Origin of the sequence: Streptomyces sp. NPDC057136, assembly GCF_042670885.1 — a bacterium.
In the GTDB taxonomy this organism is placed as follows: Bacteria; Actinomycetota; Actinomycetes; order Streptomycetales; family Streptomycetaceae; genus Streptomyces.
Window position 1 is genome coordinate 129,258 of sequence record NZ_JBHUUV010000020.1, and the last position, 15,840, is coordinate 145,097.

At 71.0% G+C, this 15,840-nt stretch carries 17 protein-coding genes; 12 read left to right on the top strand and 5 right to left on the bottom strand.

The annotated features are described in order from the left end of the window. Positions 1-65: 65 nt before the first annotated feature. The gene (locus ACFT7S_RS23565) at positions 66-1,505 is read right to left on the bottom strand and encodes an NAD(P)H-quinone dehydrogenase (RefSeq protein ID WP_382734999.1); all 1,440 of its coding nucleotides are present in this window, start codon (positions 1,503-1,505) and stop codon (positions 66-68) included. A 250-nt stretch (positions 1,506-1,755) separates the two neighbouring features. Here ACFT7S_RS23565 and ACFT7S_RS23570 point away from each other — a divergent pair, with 250 nt between their 5' ends. From ACFT7S_RS23570 to ACFT7S_RS23580, 3 genes are all read left to right on the top strand, one after another. Next, on the top strand, positions 1,756-2,193 hold the full coding sequence (locus tag ACFT7S_RS23570; protein WP_328905483.1) for a gamma-glutamylcyclotransferase: 438 nt from the start codon (positions 1,756-1,758) through the stop codon (positions 2,191-2,193). 104 nt (positions 2,194-2,297) lie between these two features. After that, a complete protein-coding gene (locus ACFT7S_RS23575; RefSeq protein ID WP_382735001.1) occupies positions 2,298-3,122 on the top strand; it encodes a purine-nucleoside phosphorylase in 825 nt (274 codons plus the stop codon). 120 nt (positions 3,123-3,242) lie between these two features. Then, a complete protein-coding gene (locus tag ACFT7S_RS23580; RefSeq protein WP_382735003.1) occupies positions 3,243-4,883 on the top strand; it encodes a phospho-sugar mutase in 1,641 nt (546 codons plus the stop codon). Positions 4,884-4,963: 80 nt separating this feature from the next. On the opposite strand, the gene ACFT7S_RS23585 is transcribed toward ACFT7S_RS23580, so the two are convergent. Next, positions 4,964-5,293, bottom strand: coding sequence for a hypothetical protein (locus ACFT7S_RS23585; protein ID WP_382735005.1), 330 nt, complete (start codon positions 5,291-5,293; stop codon positions 4,964-4,966). A 7-nt stretch (positions 5,294-5,300) separates the two neighbouring features. After that, positions 5,301-5,942 carry a PH domain-containing protein gene (locus tag ACFT7S_RS23590; RefSeq protein WP_382735007.1) on the bottom strand — a complete coding sequence of 214 codons (642 nt, stop codon included), beginning with the start codon at positions 5,940-5,942 and terminating at the stop codon, positions 5,301-5,303. Positions 5,943-6,087: 145 nt separating this feature from the next. Here ACFT7S_RS23590 and deoC point away from each other — a divergent pair, with 145 nt between their 5' ends. Genes deoC through ACFT7S_RS23605 form a run of 3 tightly spaced genes read left to right on the top strand, consistent with a single transcriptional unit; the run spans position 6,088 to position 9,384 of the window. Beyond that, complete coding sequence (gene deoC / locus ACFT7S_RS23595) at positions 6,088-7,035, top strand: deoxyribose-phosphate aldolase (RefSeq protein WP_382735009.1); 948 nt, start codon at positions 6,088-6,090, stop codon at positions 7,033-7,035. Positions 7,036-7,040: 5 nt separating this feature from the next. Then, positions 7,041-8,480, top strand: a complete 1,440-nt coding sequence (locus tag ACFT7S_RS23600) for an aldehyde dehydrogenase family protein (protein WP_382735011.1) — start codon at positions 7,041-7,043, stop codon at positions 8,478-8,480. Beyond that, positions 8,470-9,384, top strand: a complete 915-nt coding sequence (locus tag ACFT7S_RS23605; RefSeq protein ID WP_382735013.1) for an aldehyde dehydrogenase family protein — start codon at positions 8,470-8,472, stop codon at positions 9,382-9,384. Before ACFT7S_RS23600 ends, ACFT7S_RS23605 begins: the two co-directional genes overlap by 11 nt. Before the next feature lie 79 nt (positions 9,385-9,463). On the opposite strand, the gene ACFT7S_RS23610 is transcribed toward ACFT7S_RS23605, so the two are convergent. Beyond that, positions 9,464-9,889: a hypothetical protein gene (locus ACFT7S_RS23610; RefSeq protein ID WP_382735015.1), complete on the bottom strand. Its 426-nt coding sequence runs from the start codon at positions 9,887-9,889 to the stop codon at positions 9,464-9,466. 65 nt (positions 9,890-9,954) lie between these two features. On the opposite strand from ACFT7S_RS23610, the gene ACFT7S_RS23615 reads away from it, so the two are divergent. Next, positions 9,955-10,659 carry a uridine kinase gene (locus ACFT7S_RS23615; RefSeq protein WP_382735017.1) on the top strand — a complete coding sequence of 235 codons (705 nt, stop codon included), beginning with the start codon at positions 9,955-9,957 and terminating at the stop codon, positions 10,657-10,659. 390 nt (positions 10,660-11,049) lie between these two features. On the opposite strand, the gene ACFT7S_RS23620 is transcribed toward ACFT7S_RS23615, so the two are convergent. Then, positions 11,050-11,841 (bottom strand): SigE family RNA polymerase sigma factor, encoded by a 792-nt coding sequence (locus tag ACFT7S_RS23620; RefSeq protein WP_382735034.1) that lies wholly within the window; start codon positions 11,839-11,841, stop codon positions 11,050-11,052. Positions 11,842-12,022: 181 nt separating this feature from the next. On the opposite strand from ACFT7S_RS23620, the gene afsQ1 reads away from it, so the two are divergent. The 5 genes from afsQ1 (at position 12,023) to ACFT7S_RS23645 (ending at position 15,795) form a co-directional block, all read left to right on the top strand. Next, positions 12,023-12,700, top strand: a complete 678-nt coding sequence (afsQ1, locus tag ACFT7S_RS23625) for a two-component system response regulator AfsQ1 (protein WP_173315383.1) — start codon at positions 12,023-12,025, stop codon at positions 12,698-12,700. Further along, entirely contained in the window at positions 12,697-14,232 is a 1,536-nt protein-coding gene (locus tag ACFT7S_RS23630) for an ATP-binding protein (protein WP_382735019.1), read from the top strand. Before afsQ1 ends, ACFT7S_RS23630 begins: the two co-directional genes overlap by 4 nt. Beyond that, positions 14,229-14,870, top strand: coding sequence for a hypothetical protein (locus tag ACFT7S_RS23635; protein WP_382735021.1), 642 nt, complete (start codon positions 14,229-14,231; stop codon positions 14,868-14,870). The genes ACFT7S_RS23630 and ACFT7S_RS23635 overlap by 4 nt, the downstream gene beginning before the upstream one ends. A 72-nt stretch (positions 14,871-14,942) precedes the next feature. Further along, positions 14,943-15,500, top strand: coding sequence for a VanZ family protein (locus ACFT7S_RS23640; protein ID WP_382735023.1), 558 nt, complete (start codon positions 14,943-14,945; stop codon positions 15,498-15,500). Positions 15,501-15,591: 91 nt separating this feature from the next. Further along, the gene (locus ACFT7S_RS23645) at positions 15,592-15,795 is read left to right on the top strand and encodes a PspC domain-containing protein (RefSeq protein ID WP_382735025.1); all 204 of its coding nucleotides are present in this window, start codon (positions 15,592-15,594) and stop codon (positions 15,793-15,795) included. Positions 15,796-15,840 lie beyond the last annotated feature (45 nt).

The following is a 15,840-nucleotide window of genomic DNA, read 5'->3' on the forward strand; positions in this document are numbered from 1 at the left end:
AAACGCTCCGCCGGCCCGTCCGGGTTGCCGGGAGTTGCAGGGGATTGCCGGGTCCCGTGGGGGCCCTACGAGTCGCCCGTGAGCTTCCGGGTGTGCAGCTGCCGGGCCACTTCTGCGATCGATCCGGACAGGGACGGGTACACGGTGAAAGCGTTTGCGATCTGTTCCACCGTCAGGTTGTTGTCGACCGCGATCGAGATCGGGTGGATCAGCTCGCTGGCGCGCGGGGAGACGACACAGCCGCCGACCACGATGCCGGTGCCGGGCCGGCAGAAGATCTTGACGAAGCCGTCCCGGATGCCCTGCATCTTGGCTCGCGGGTTGCGCAGCAGCGGCAGCTTGACGACCCGGGCGTCGATCTTGCCCGCGTCGACATCGGCCTGGCTGTAGCCGACGGTCGCGATCTCGGGGTCGGTGAACACGTTGGACGAGACGGTCTTCAGGTTCAGCGGGGCGACCGCGTCACCGAGGAAGTGGTACATCGCGATCCGGCCCTGCATCGCGGCGACCGAGGCCAGCGCGAAGATCCCGGTGACGTCGCCGGCCGCGTACACACCGGGGACGCTGGTGCGGGAGACCCGGTCGGTCAGGATGTGGCCCGAGTCCTTGAGACGGACCCCGGCCTCCTCCAGGCCCATGCCCGCGGTGTTCGGGATCGCGCCGACCGCCATCAGGCAGTGCGAGCCGGAGATGACGCGTCCGTCGGCGAGGGTGACCTCGACCCGGTCGCCCACCCGCTTGGCGGACTGGGCGCGGGAGCGGGCCATGACGTTCATGCCGCGACGGCGGAAGACGTCCTCCAGGACCGCGGCGGCGTCCGGGTCCTCGCCGGGCAGCACGCGGTCGCGGGAGGAGACGAGCGTGACGCGCGAGCCGAGGGCCTGGTAGGCACCGGCGAACTCGGCGCCGGTAACGCCGGAGCCGACGACGATGAGCTCCTCGGGGAGCTCGTCGAGGTCGTAGACCTGGGTCCAGTTCAGGATGCGCTCGCCGTCGGGGAGCGCATCCGGGATCTCCCGGGGGTGTCCGCCGGTCGCGACGAGCACGGCGTCGGCGGTCAGCGACTCCTCCGTACCGTCGGCGGCGGTCACCACGACCTGCCGGGAGCCGTCGGCGGCCTGGAGACCCTCCAGCCGGCCGCGGCCGCGCATCACGCGCGCACCCGCGCGGGTGACGGACGCGGTGATGTCGTGGGACTGGGCGAGCGCGAGGCGCTTGACCCGTCGGTTGACCTTGCCGAGGTCGACACCGACCACACGCGCCGCCTGCTCCATGTGCGGCGTGTCGTCCGCGACGATGATGCCCAACTCCTCGTACGAAGAGTCGAAGGTGGTCATCACCTCTGCCGTCGCGATCAGGGTCTTGGAGGGCACGCAGTCGGTGAGTACCGACGCGCCGCCGAGGCCGTCGCAGTCGACGACGGTCACCTCCGCGCCGAGCTGGGCGCCCACCAGTGCTGCCTCGTAGCCGCCGGGGCCGCCGCCGATGATCACGATCCGGGTCACGAAAAGTCCGCCTCGCGTGGTGTCATCCCGCGGCCGTTTGCCGCCGCGGCCGGGGTCCGGGGGATCACCCCGGGGGAATGCAGTACGTACGCCATTGTCCCGCACCCGCCAAAGTGCTTCGCCCCGGGGCCCTCCATACGTGGGCGGGGCCCGCCGGAACCGGGTCCGGCGTGCACCAACGGGGCGTTCCGGCGGTCCCTTGCGCTCAGCAACCGGCACTCCCGCTGCCACCTCCCGTACCCTCGACCACATGTCGCTCTACGCCGCGTACGCCGGCAACCTCGACGCGCGGCTGATGACGCGCCGCGCTCCGCATTCCCCGCTGCGCGGCACCGGCTGGCTCAACGGCTGGCGGCTGACGTTCGGCGGGGAGCAGATGGGCTGGGAAGGCGCGCTGGCCACGGTGGTCGAGGCGCCCCGCTCCCAGGTCTTCGTGGCGCTGTACGACATCGCGCCGATGGACGAGGACTCCATGGACCGCTGGGAAGGCGTCGGCCTCGACATATACCGGCGCATGCGGGTACGGGTGCACACCCTGGACGGCGAGGAGCCGGCCTGGATGTATGTGCTGAACGGGTACGAGGGCGGGCTGCCCTCGGCCCGCTATCTGGGCGAAGTGGCCGACGCCGCGGAGTCGGCCGGGGCCCCGCACGACTATGTGATGGAGCTCCGCAAGCGCCCCTGCTGAGCGCCGGGCACGCCTCACTCCTGTAGGAAAGTACGAACAGGTCCGGTCAGTGTCTGCGCATAGTCATCTACGCGCGTAGGGATTCACCGGCTACCCTCATCCGCGTGAACGCATCTGTTATTCCGGACAACATCCAGGGCGACCCGCACGCCGCCGCTGCCGACGCCGCCGCCCGCCTCCGCGAGCTGACCGGCGCCGAGACCCACGACGTCGCCCTCGTGATGGGCTCCGGGTGGGCCCCCGCGGGCGACGCGCTCGGCGCACCGGAGGCCGAGTTCCCGGTGACCGAGCTGCCCGGGTTCCCCGCGCCGGCGGTCGAGGGCCACGGCGGCACGATCCGCTCGTACCTGATCGGCGACAAGCGAGTCCTGGTCTTCCTGGGCCGCACGCACTTCTACGAGGGCCGCGGGGTCGCCGCCGTCTCGCACGGGGTCCGTACCGCGGTCGCCGCGGGCTGCAAGACCATCGTGCTGACGAACGGCTGCGGCGGTCTGCGCGAGGGCATGCGCCCCGGGCAGCCGGTCCTGATCAGCGACCACATCAACCTCACGGCGGCGTCCCCGATCATCGGCGCCAACTTCGTCGACCTCACCGACCTGTACTCGCCGCGGCTGCGCGCGCTGTGCAAGGAGATCGACGACACGCTCGAAGAGGGCGTGTACGTGCAGTTCCCCGGCCCGCACTACGAGACTCCGGCCGAGATCAACATGGTCCGCGTCATGGGCGGCGACCTGGTCGGCATGTCCACCGTGCTGGAGGCCATCGCCGCGCGCGAGGCGGGTGCGGAGGTCCTCGGCATCTCGCTCGTGACCAACCTGGCCGCCGGACTGTCCGGCGAGCCGCTCAACCACGAAGAGGTCCTTCAGGCCGGCCGCGACTCGGCCACCCGGATGGGTGCGCTGCTGGCACGGGTCCTGGACCGCATCTGACGTGTCCCTGGGGCTCCGCCCCTGACCCCGCGCCTCAAACACCGGCGGGGCTGAGATTTGGCGGAGCCCCCGTGCAGCAGCCCGCGCCCCACCCCCCTTACCCCCAGAGAGGCGGACCCCGTGCAGCAGGACCTCATTGCCCGCGCCAGGACGTGGCAGGCCGAGGACCCGGACCCCGAGACCCGTGACGAGCTCGGCAAGCTCATCGACTCCGGGGATCTCGACGAACTCGCCGTGCGCTTCGCGGGCACCCTGCAGTTCGGCACGGCCGGGCTGCGCGGGGAGCTGGGGGCCGGGCCCATGCGGATGAATCGGTCCGTGGTCATCCGGGCCGCCGCCGGCCTCGCCGCGTATCTGACCGCTCAGGGCCAGGGCGGCGGGCTCGTCGTCATCGGGTACGACGCCCGGTACAAGTCCGCCGACTTCGCACGCGACACCGCCGCCGTGATGATCGGCGCCGGTCTGCGGGCGGCGGTGCTCCCCCGCCCGCTTCCCACCCCGGTCCTGGCGTACGCCATAAGGCATCTGGGCGCCGTCGCGGGCGTCGAGGTGACCGCCAGCCACAACCCTCCGCGCGACAACGGCTACAAGGTCTACCTCGGCGACGGCTCGCAGATCGTGCCCCCGGCCGACGGCGAGATCGCCGACGCGATCGCGGCGGTCGGCCCGCTCGACACCGTGGCGCGCCCCGACGACGGCTGGGAGATCCTCGGCGACGAGGTCCTGGACGCCTATCTGGCCCGTACGGACTCGGTGCTCGGCGCGGGCTCCCCGCGTACCGCCCGCGTCGTCTACACCGCGTTGCACGGCGTCGGTACGTCCGTGCTCACCGCCGCGTTCGCGCGGGCCGGGTTCCCTGAGCCCGTACTCGTCGCTGAGCAGGCCGAACCGGACCCGGCGTTCCCCACCGTCGCCTTCCCCAATCCGGAAGAGCCCGGCGCCATGGATCTCGCCTTCGCGACCGCGCGCCGGTCCGGTCCGGATCTCGTCATCGCCAACGACCCCGACGCCGACCGCTGCGCCGTGGCGGTGCCCGACGCAGCCGTCGCGGGCGGCTGGCGGATGCTGCGCGGCGACGAGGTCGGCGCGCTGCTCGCCACGCATCTGGTCGACCGCGGTGTCACCGGCACCTTCGCCGAGTCGATCGTGTCGTCCTCGCTGCTCGGCCGCATCGCCGAGAAGGCGGGCCTCGGGTACGAGGAGACGCTGACCGGCTTCAAGTGGATCGCCCGTGTCGACGGGCTGCGCTACGGCTACGAGGAGGCGCTGGGCTACTGCGTCGACCCCGAGGGCGTACGCGACAAGGACGGCATCACGGCCGCCCTGCTCGTCGCCGAGCTGGCCTCCGTGCTCAAGGAGCAGGGCCGTACGCTCCTCGACCTGCTGGACGACCTCGCCGTCACGCACGGACTGCACGCCACGGACCAGCTATCGGTCCGTGTGGAGGACCTGACGGTCATCGCGGACGCCATGCGGCGCCTGCGGGAGCAGCCGCCCACCGCCCTGGCGGGCCTCTCCGTCACCTCGGCCGAGGACCTGTCGGAGGGCACGGAACTGCTGCCGCCGACCGACGGTCTGCGCTATCACCTGAAGGGCGCGCGGGTGATCGTCCGCCCGAGCGGCACCGAGCCGAAGCTCAAGTGCTATCTGGAGGTCGTGGTGCCGGTCGCTTCGGCGGACGAGCTGCCCGCGGCGCGCGCCAGGGGCGCGGAACTGCTCGCCGGGATCAAGCACGACCTGTCGGCGGCCGCGGGAATCTGAGCCCAGGACGGTGGGGGCGCGGCCGCACGCACCAGCGGCCCGCGCCACCCGCCCGGACCGGCCGCGTCACCGCACCGCCGTCAGTCCAGCAGCACCCAGCGGACGACGGCGGTCGCGATCAGAGCCACCGGCGGCGCGAACCACCAGGGCCCCATCGCGCGGCGCACCGACGGTGCTGCCGTGATGAGCAGGGCCACCGCGCCGATCGCGATCGTGAGCATGCACGACAGCTCGATCCCGGCGAGCGCGCCGTCGTCCCACGGGCCCGAAGCCCTGATGGTCAGCGCCGTCCAGCAGAAGGCGGCGGCCATCAGGTGGAGGAGGACGAGCGGGACGCCCAGCACCCGGCGGAGGCAGCCCCGGTCATCGGTCTCCGGTGTCGTTCCGCCCCCGTCCCCGCCCACGCCCACGTACGGCTCAGCCGATCGCGAGCAGCACCACGAGCAGCACGGTGCCCGCGACGGCCGGGGCGATGACCTCGTACGCCCAGCGGACCGAGGCCGTCGCCGTGGCGGGGCGGTCCTTGCGGTGTGCGGCTCCCTCGGCCAGTTCGCGCAGGTCGACCACGGTCTGGTCGGCGGCGGCGATACGTGACGCGGTGTCGCGGACGTCGGCGTTCACGGACGACCTGCCGTGCGGGTCGTCCTGCGACTGCCGCGACGCCTTCCTGGCGGCCCGCTTGCGCTCGCGCAGCGAGACGGGGACGGCCCACAGCTGGTAGGTGACGCCCGCGTGGGTGGACAGCTCGGTCGAGTATCCGGCGCGTACGTCGGCGACCTCGGACCAGGGCAGCACGATGGTCCTGAACGGGTTACGGATGCGGATGCGCTCCTCGTTCGCGTACACCGCGGGCCGCACCGTGAACGCCGCGATCAGCGGAATCACGGCCAGCATCCCCGCAAGTGCCTTCCACGGGGTCCGGCCCTCGCCACGGAACAGGGCGTCGCCGCCGATCCAGGCGGTCAGCGCGATCAGCAGCACACCGCAGACCAGACCGGCGACCGAACGGAAGGTCCGGTCGGCGTAGGCCGGCTCGGGGGCAGGCGTGGGGCTCGTCATGGGCCCGATTCTGCCTGACGGCCGTCCGGCACGGCCGGGCGGCCGTGTCGCGCGCGTGCGGCGCGGGAAGGAACGCGTGCGGCGCGGGAAGGAGGAGGGGCCCTGTACAGGTCGCTACGCGCGTAGATATGCTCATGTGGTGACCATGCCCACCACTGCACCTGCATTCGCCGACGCGACGGCGTCCGACAGTGCGCTGCGCCGCTTCCTGCACGGGCTGCCCGGCGTCGACCCTGTCGGCCTCGAAGCGCGCGCCGCCTCCCTCGGTACCCGATCGATCAAGACGACTGCCAAGGCGTACGCCATCGATCTCGCCATCTCGATGATCGACCTGACGACGCTGGAAGGCGCGGACACCCCGGGCAAGGTCCGGGCTCTCGCCGCCAAGGCCGTCAACCCCGACCCCACCGACCGCACGACCCCGCGCACCGCCGCGGTCTGCGTCTACCCCGACATGGCGGCGACCGCCGTCGCCGCCGTGGCCGGCTCAGGAGTGAAGGTGGCGTCCGTGGCGACGGCCTTCCCCGCCGGCCGTGCCGCGCTGGCCGTCAAGCTCGCGGACGTCCGCGACGCCGTGGCGGCCGGGTCCGACGAGATCGACATGGTGATCGACCGCGGCGCCTTCCTCTCCGGCCACTACCTGAAGGTGTACGAGGAGATCGTCGCCGTGAAGGCGGAGTGCGGCTCCGCACGGCTGAAGGTGATCTTCGAGACCGGCGAGCTGTCCACGTACGACAACATCCGGCGGGCCTCCTGGCTCGGGATGCTGGCGGGCGCCGACTTCATCAAGACGTCGACCGGGAAGGTCGCGGTCAACGCGACGCCCTCGAACACCCTGCTGATGCTGGAGGCCGTGCGCGACTTCCGGGAGCAGACTGGAGTACAGGTCGGTGTGAAGCCGGCCGGCGGAATCCGCACCAGCAAGGACGCGATCAAGTTCCTCGTGCTGGTCAACGAGACCGCGGGCGAGGACTGGCTGGACAACCACTGGTTCCGCTTCGGCGCCTCCAGCCTGCTGAACGACCTGCTGATGCAGCGCCAGAAGCTCAGCACCGGCCGTTACTCCGGCCCCGATTACGTGACGGTGGACTGATCCCCATGGCATCTGCATTCGAGTACGCACCGGCTCCGGAGTCCCGCTCCGTCGTCGACATCGCCCCTTCGTACGGGCTGTTCATCGACGGCGAGTTCACCGAGGCCGCCGACGGCAAGGTCTTCAAGTCGGTCAGCCCCTCGTCCGAGGAGGTCCTCGCCGAGGTCGCGCAGGCCGGCGCCGAGGACGTCGACCGGGCCGTGAAGGCGGCCCGCAGGGCGTTCGAGAAGTGGTCGGCGCTGCCCGGCTCCGAGCGCGCGAAGTATCTGTTCCGGATCGCCCGGATCATCCAGGAGCGCAGCCGCGAGCTCGCCGTCCTGGAGACCCTGGACAACGGTAAGCCGATCAAGGAGACCCGCGACGCGGACCTCCCCCTCGTCGCCGCGCACTTCTTCTATTACGCGGGCTGGGCCGACAAGCTGGACCACGCCGGTTACGGCGCGAACCCGCGCCCCCTGGGTGTGGCCGGCCAGGTCATCCCGTGGAACTTCCCGCTCCTCATGCTGGCGTGGAAGATCGCCCCGGCGCTCGCCACCGGCAACACGGTGGTCCTGAAGCCCGCCGAGACGACCCCGCTCTCCGCGCTGTTCTTCGCGGACATCTGCCGCCAGGCGGGCCTGCCCAAGGGTGTCGTCAACATCCTCACGGGTTACGGCGACGCGGGCGCCGCCCTCGTCGGCCACCCCGACGTGAACAAGGTCGCCTTCACCGGCTCGACCGCGGTCGGCAAGGCCATCGCCCGCCAGATCGCCGGTACGGACAAGAAGGTCACCCTCGAACTCGGCGGCAAGGGCGCCAACATCGTCTTCGACGACGCCCCCATCGACCAGGCCGTCGAGGGCATCGTCAACGGCATCTTCTTCAACCAGGGCCAGGTCTGCTGCGCGGGCTCCCGGCTGCTCGTACAGGAGTCGGTCCAGGACGAGGTGCTGGACGCCCTGAAGCGCCGCCTGTCCACGCTGCGCCTCGGCGACCCGCTGGACAAGAACACCGACATCGGCGCGATCAACTCCGAGGAGCAGCTCTCCCGGATCACCGCGCTCGTCGAGACCGGGGAGGCGGAGGGCGCCGAGCGCTGGTCCGCCCCCTGCGAACTCCCCTCGTCCGGCTACTGGTTCGCCCCGACGCTCTTCACGAACGTCAGCCAGGCGCACACCGTCGCCCGAGACGAGATCTTCGGCCCCGTGCTGTCCGTCCTCACCTTCCGTACCCCGGACGAGGCGGTCGCCAAGGCCAACAACAGCCAGTACGGCCTCTCGGCCGGCATCTGGACGGAGAAGGGCTCCCGCATCCTCGCGGTGGCCGGCAAGCTCCGCGCGGGCGTCGTCTGGGCCAACACGTTCAACAAGTTCGACCCGACGTCGCCCTTCGGTGGCTACAAGGAGTCGGGCTTCGGCCGCGAGGGCGGCCGTCACGGCCTGGAGGCATACCTCGATGTCCGATAACCGTCTGAGCGTCTTCAAGACCTACAAGCTGTACGTCGGGGGCAAGTTCCCCCGCTCCGAGAGCGGCCGGGTGTACGAGGTGACCGACTCCAAGGGCAGGTGGCTGGCGAACGCGCCGCAGTCCTCCCGCAAGGACGCACGTGACGCGGTCGTGGCCGCCCGCAAGGCGTTCGGCGGCTGGTCGGGCGCGACCGCGTACAACCGCGGCCAGATCCTCTACCGCGTCGCGGAGATGCTGGAGGGCCGCAAGGACCAGTTCGTACGCGAGGTGGCGGATGCCGAGGGCCTTTCGAAGTCCAAGGCGGCGGCCGTCGTCGACGCGGCGATCGACCGCTGGGTCTGGTACGCGGGCTGGACCGACAAGATCGGTCAGATCGTGGGCGGGGCGAACCCGGTCGCGGGCCCGTTCTTCAACCTCTCCACACCCGAGCCGACCGGTGTCGTCACGGTCCTGGCACCCCAGAAGTCCTCGTTCCTGGGCCTGGTCTCGGTGATCGCCCCGGTGATCGCCACCGGCAACACGGCCGTGGTCATCGCCTCGGCCGACGCCCCGCTGCCCGCGCTCTCCCTGGGCGAGGTGCTGGCCACCTCCGACCTTCCGGGCGGCGTGGTGAACATCCTGTCCGGGAAGACGGCGGAGCTCGCGGCCCCGCTCGCCTCCCACCAGGACGTCAACGCCATCGACCTCACGGGCGCCGACGCCGCTCTGGCGAAGGAGCTGGAGATCGCTGCGGCGGACAACATGAAGCGCGTCCTTCGTCCACAGCCTGTGGACACGGACGGGCCCGACGACGGCACCGACTGGACGGCCGACCCCGGCACACGCCGTCTGACGGCCTTCCTGGAGACGAAGACGGTCTGGCACCCCACGGGCGCCCTGGGAGCCGCAGGCTCCTCGTACTGACCTCTTAACGGGCCTTACGGGCCTGCGGGCCGCCCCCTCCGGATGCCGGAACGGGGCGGCCCGCAGTTGTGGGACCGGGTCAGCCGGTGAGCAGACCGGTCGCCTGCCCGCCGGCCGGCAGGTCGTTCAGCGCGCCGCCGCTGGTCACCGGGTCGGTCAGGACGGCCGTGGTCAGCGGCTTGAAGTCGGCGATCTGGGTACCCACCGCGTTGTCCAGCGGGTCGACGCCCGTCCCGGCCAGCGGGTCGAGCTGAAGGTCGGTGACGGGTGCGATGCCTCCCGCGAGCGAGTAACCGAGCGCCCCGGTCAGCGCCGGCCCGGCCGTCTCGGTGACCGCTCCGAGGGTGCTGTCGGCGCCGGTGGCCGGGGCGGCGGGCATCGGCGCGGCCTGGGCGGCCGCACCTCCCGCACCGAGCGCCGCGCCCACCGCGGTGACGGTCAGGCCTGCGCGCAGCAGAATGCGGCGCCGGGTGCGTGAAGGTGCAGACAGTGCATGACGAGCCATGATTTTTCCACCTGAATCGATCCTGTTCGGGTAATCGTCTGTGCGCGCAGAGTAGTTGAGGTGTGATGCTCGATACCAACAGGACCTCCGAGGGGTCCCCTGCGTGGGTCAATGCCTCACACTTCTGTTCTGTGAATTCCCAATCGATCCCGACCCGCGTCGTGCTGCTTGCGGGCCCCTCCGGCTCAGGCAAGTCCTCCCTGGCCGCCCGTACCGGTCTGCCGGTGCTGCGCCTGGACGACTTCTACAAGGAGGGCGACGACCCGACCCTGCCCGTGGTCACGGGCAGCACGGACATCGACTGGGACTCCGTGCGGTCCTGGGACACGGACGCGGCGGTCGCGGCCGTCGCGGAGCTGTGCCGCACGGGGCGTACGGACGTGCCGGTGTACGACATCGCCACGAGCGCCCGCGTCGGGCACGAGGCGTTCCACATCGAACGCACGCCCCTGTTCGTGGCCGAGGGCATCTTCGCTGCGGACATCGTGGAGCGCTGCCAGGAGCTGGATCTCCTGGCGGACGCGCTGTGTCTGCGCGGGCGCCCCACGACGACGTTCCGGCGGCGGCTGCTGCGGGATGTGCGGGAGGGGCGCAAGTCGGTGCCGTTCCTGCTGCGGCGCGGCTGGCGTCTGATGCGGGCCGAGCGGCGGATCGTGGCCCGTCAGACGGCGCTGGGTGCGTATCCGTGTGGCAAGAAGGAGGCGCTGGGGCGGCTGGCCGCGGCGGCGGCGGGACGGTGCCGACGGGCGACGGCGGGACGCGGGGCCTGACCGGGGGCTCCGCCCCCGAACTCCCGGTTCTCAATCGCCGGACCGGCTCCAAGGATGTCCTCAAGCGCCGGGCAGGCTTGGATTTCCGCCTGGACCAGCACGATCCAGCAAGCCTCGGCACACTCAAGCCCGTCCGGCGTTTGAGGACATCCTTCAAGCCTCTTGGGGGTCCCCCCGGACGAAGTCTGGGGGCGATTGAGGAGCGGGGTCCGGGGCAGCGCCCCGGCGGGACGGCAAGCTCCGCGCCCGGCGGCAACGCATGCGCAACGGGGTCGGACAGGCCCCCCCGGCCCGTCCGACCCCGTTGCGCTACCCCCGTACCCCCGTACCCGTACCGCCGCCTCCCCCGAAGCAGCGGGCCGTTCCCCCGTCCCCGTTCCCCCCGTCGCCTCAGGCCACCAGCTCGCCGAAGGACTCCTCCTCGTCACGGCCGAAGCTGAGGACCTCGTCCTCGCGCAGCCGGCGGAGTGACCGCCAGATGCTCGACTTCACCGTGCCGACACTGATGTCGAGGATGGACGCGATCTCCGGGTCGGTGCGGCCCTCGTAGTACCGCAGGACCAGCATCGTGCGCTGGAGTTCGGGCAGCCGTGCGAGCGCCTGCCAGAGCACCGCCCGCAGTTCCGTGCCGCGCATCGCGTCCGTGTCGCCCACCGTCTCCGGCAGCTCCTCGGTCGGGTATTCGTTGAGCTTGCGCCTGCGCCAGGCGCTGATGTGCAGATTGGTCATGGTGCGGCGCAGATATCCGCCGACCGCCGCCTTGTCGCTGATCCTGTCCCACGCCCGGTACGTCGAGAAGAGGGCGCTCTGCAGCAGATCCTCGGCCTCGAACCGGTCGCCGGTCAGGTGATAGGCGGTGGCGTACAGGGAGGCGCGGCGCTCCTGGACGTAGGCCGTGAACACCGCTTCGGCGTCCTCGGTCTCCGCTGCGGGCTTCCGCTCCCCCGTGACCTCCCCGTACGCACTTTCCCCGTTACCTCCGAGGGGTGCGTCAACCACCGTCATGTACGACGGATGCTGACGCCCGGCGACGCGAACGCACCCCCGCCCTCCCCCGAGCTCTCGACTTCGCTCGAGCAGGGAGGTGCCCCCTCCTACGCCGGACTTCTCCGTGCCCCGGCCGACGTCGTGGAGACGCGTGACAACTGCGCTCGTCGAGCCGGTGCTGTGCGTTGCGTTCATCTCGCGCCCCCCGTCGGTGGAGTCGGTTCGTTCCATGTGCCAACGAGCTTGCCCGGGCAGTTTCATGGCGCTGTCCCCCGACTGTCACAGCCGTGTCACAGGCCGCCTCCTGGGCGTGCCGGAACCGTTGGAGCCGTCCAACTGTCGAACTGAGGCACCACCATGGGCCAGAATGACCCCCGTGCCTTTCCTGTTGCTGATCGAGGACGACGACGCCATCCGCACGGCTCTCGAACTCTCGTTGTCACGCCAGGGCCACCGAGTGGCCACTGCGGCGACGGGAGAGGACGGCCTGAACCTGCTGCGAGAGCAGCGGCCGGACCTGGTCGTGCTGGATGTGATGCTGCCCGGGATCGACGGTTTCGAGGTGTGCCGGCGCATCCGCCGCACCGACCAGCTGCCGATCATTCTGCTGACCGCGCGCAGCGACGACATCGACGTCGTGGTGGGACTGGAGTCCGGCGCGGACGACTATGTGGTGAAACCCGTGCAGGGCCGGGTGCTCGACGCCCGTATCCGCGCGGTGCTGCGCCGGGGCGAACGCGAGTCCACGGACTCCGCGACGTTCGGGAACGTGATCATCGACCGCTCCGCGATGACCGTCACCAAAGGCGGCGAGGACCTTCAGCTCACCCCGACCGAGCTGCGGCTGCTGCTGGAACTGAGCCGCAGGCCCGGTCAGGCGCTCTCCAGGCAGCAGCTGCTGCGTCTGGTGTGGGAGCACGACTACCTCGGTGACTCGCGGCTCGTGGACGCCTGTGTCCAGCGGCTGCGCGCGAAGGTGGAGGACGTGCCGTCCTCGCCGACGCTGATCCGTACCGTGCGCGGAGTGGGCTACCGGCTGGACTCGCCTCAGTGAGCGAGTCCGCGAAGCGGACCGTGCTCACCGGTCTGCGCTGGACCAGTCTGCGACTGCGGCTCGTCGTCGTGTTCGGACTGGTGGCGCTGACGGCGGCGGTGTCCGCGTCAGGGATCGCGTACTGGCTCAACCGCGAGGCCGTGCTGACGCGTACGCAGGATTCCGCCCTCGGCGACTTCCGCCGCCAGATGCAGAACCGGGCGGCCACCCTGCCGACGCCTCCCACCAGGGACGATCTGCAGAACGCCGCCGTGCAGATGGCGAGCAGCAGTCCCGGTTACCACGTGCTGCTGGTCGACAAGCACGAGGGCAAGCCGATCGTCGGCTACTCCGACCTGGATTCCTTCACCCGGCAGGACGTACCGGCGTCCCTGCAGAAGCAGGTGGGCAAGAAGCAGCCCATGACGTCGGGCAACACCTTTGAGTACCACCTGTTCTGGCAGCGCACGAGCATCGGCGGCAGGCCGTACCTGGTGGCCGGAACGAAGATCATCGGTGGTGGTCCGACCGGCTACATGCTGAAGTCGCTCGACCAGGAACGCCAGGATCTCAACTCGCTGGCCTGGTCGCTGGGGATCGCGACCGCCCTGGCGCTGGTCGGCTCGGCGCTGCTCGCCCAGGGTGCGGCGACGACCGTACTGCGCCCCGTGCAGCGGCTGGGCGACGCGGCCCGCAAGCTCGGCGAGGGCAAGCTCGACACCCGGCTCATGGTGTCCGGCACCGATGAACTGGCCGATCTCTCCCGTACGTTCAACAGGACCGCGAGCGCGCTGGAGAAGAAGGTCGCGGACATGAGCGCGCGGGAGGAGTCCAGCCGCCGGTTCGTCGCCGATATGTCGCACGAGCTGCGGACCCCGCTGACCGCGATCACCGCCGTCGCGGAGGTGCTGGAGGACGAGGCCGACAGTCTCGATCCGATGATCGCTCCCGCGGTGCACCTGGTGGTCAGCGAGACCCGCAGGCTGAACGACCTGGTGGAGAACCTGATGGAGGTGACCCGCTTCGACGCGGGTACGGCCCGTCTCGTCCTCGACACGGTCGATGTCGCCGACCAGGTCACCGCCTGCATCGACGTCCGGGCCTGGCTGGACGCGGTGGATCTGGATGCCGAGCGCGGCATGATGGTGCGGCTCGATCCGCGTCGGCTGGATGTGATCCTGGCGAATCTGATCGGCAACGCGCTCAAGCACGGCGGCTCGCCGGTACGCGTGTCGGTACGGATCGTCGGCGAGGAACTGGTCATCGAGGTACGGGACCACGGTCCGGGCATCGCCGAGGACGTCCTGCCGCATGTCTTCGACCGCTTCTACAAGGCGAGCGCCTCCCGGCCCCGGTCCGAAGGCAGTGGCCTCGGGCTGTCGATCGCCATGGAGAACGCGCACATCCACGGCGGCGACATCACGGCCGCGAACTCGCCGGACGGCGACGGTGCGGTGTTCGTACTGCGGCTGCCCCGCGATGCCGAGCGACTGACCTCCGAGGCCGGGGAGCACGGCGCGGAGGACCTGAACGAGGAGGGTGGCGCGACGTGAGCCGCAGCGACCGTGCGTACCGCGCACACCGCACCGGCCGGGCGCGGCGCACCGGCCGGGTGCTGGCCGCCGTCCTGGCGGGAGCGGCTCTGGCCGCCGGGTGCGGGATCAGGTCGACCTCGGTGCCGGTGGACGCGGGTGCCGCGCCGTCCCGGTTGCCGTGCCGCACCCCGGCCCATGACGTCACCGCGCAGGCCCTGGACGAGATCGAGGTCCAGGTGTATCTGGTCTGCGCCTCGCAGCTGATGATCGTGAATCGTTCGGTGCGCCTGGACGCCGCGAAGCCCGACCGTATCCGCGTCGCGCGGGTGCTCCTGGACGAGCTGCAGAAGGAGCCGGAGGCCGACGAGCGGCAGGCCGGGTTCTCCACCGACGTGCCGGCCGGTCTGCGGGTCGCCGAGGGCCGCGAGGGCGATCCGGCGGGCACACTGCGTCTGAACGAGCAGCCCGAGGACCTGTCGGCCGAGACGCTGGCGCAGCTCGTGTGCTCGTACGCGGACAGCGAGACGCTGGTGACCGGCGGCACGGTCGTACTCGGCGGCCCGGGGAACTACGCGCCCCGGGGCTATCTGTGTACGTCGGAGACGAAGACCCGGCCCGGCGATGTGCCCACGCTCGGCGCGCTCGAACTGCCCTGAGACCGGCCGTACTGTGCTGCTGAGCACTTCCTCGGACAGCGCGGAACCGATCCTGCCGGTCGTGGCGTCTTGGTGGACGTGCGTCAAGGTTCGGACGGCCAAGCCGTCATCCGCTTCCGCGCGGCGGGGGTAATCCTCCTCGCCGCACATCTGCTGATCGTCGGGTGGCTGACCCTGCGCCCCCTGGATGTGGCGTGGGTGACCGCCGCGAATTTCCAGCCCCTGGCCGGTATCAAGGCAGACCTGGCCCTCGGCCCGGTCGAGGCCGTGCACCGGTTCGGTTCGGGGCTTCTGCTGCTGGCGCCGCTCGGGGTGCTGCTGCCGATGGCCGGGGGCCGGCTGTTCGTATCCCCGTGGGCCTCGCTGGCCCGTACCGTCGCGGCCGGGGCGCTGATCTCGCTGGCCATCGAGCTGGCACAGACGGGGGTGCCCGGGCAGGTCGTCGACGTCGACTCGCTGCTGCTGAACACCGTGGGCGTGGCGCTCGCGCATCTGCTGGTCGTGCCGGTCTGCCGGGCGCGGCTGCGGCGTGGGCAGCGGGCGGGGGCGGGAGGAGCAGCGACCCGACGTCGGAACGAGGCTTCTCAGGGCTCGACCCCGACGATTTCCAGGGTCGGTATCGCCCCGTAGAGCGACGCTTTGCACCCCTTCGCGGGGCCACTATGGATACATCGGGAGCACAACAGGAGCTGCTCCCCATCGGTTCGCGAAGGAGCCCACCATGGCCGCACTTGCCCGCCCCCGTGACGGACGCATGATCGGTGGAGTGTGCGCAGCGCTGGCACGGCGCTTCGGTACCTCCGCGGGGACGATGCGCGTGATCTTCGTCGTCTCGTGTCTGCTCCCCGGTCCCCAGTTCCTGCTCTACCTGGCGCTGTGGCTGCTGCTGCCGTCGGAGAAGACCTCGGCCGCGACGGCCTGGTGACCGGCGGGACCACGGGGAGAACACATGTGGGGCGCGCACCCGGAC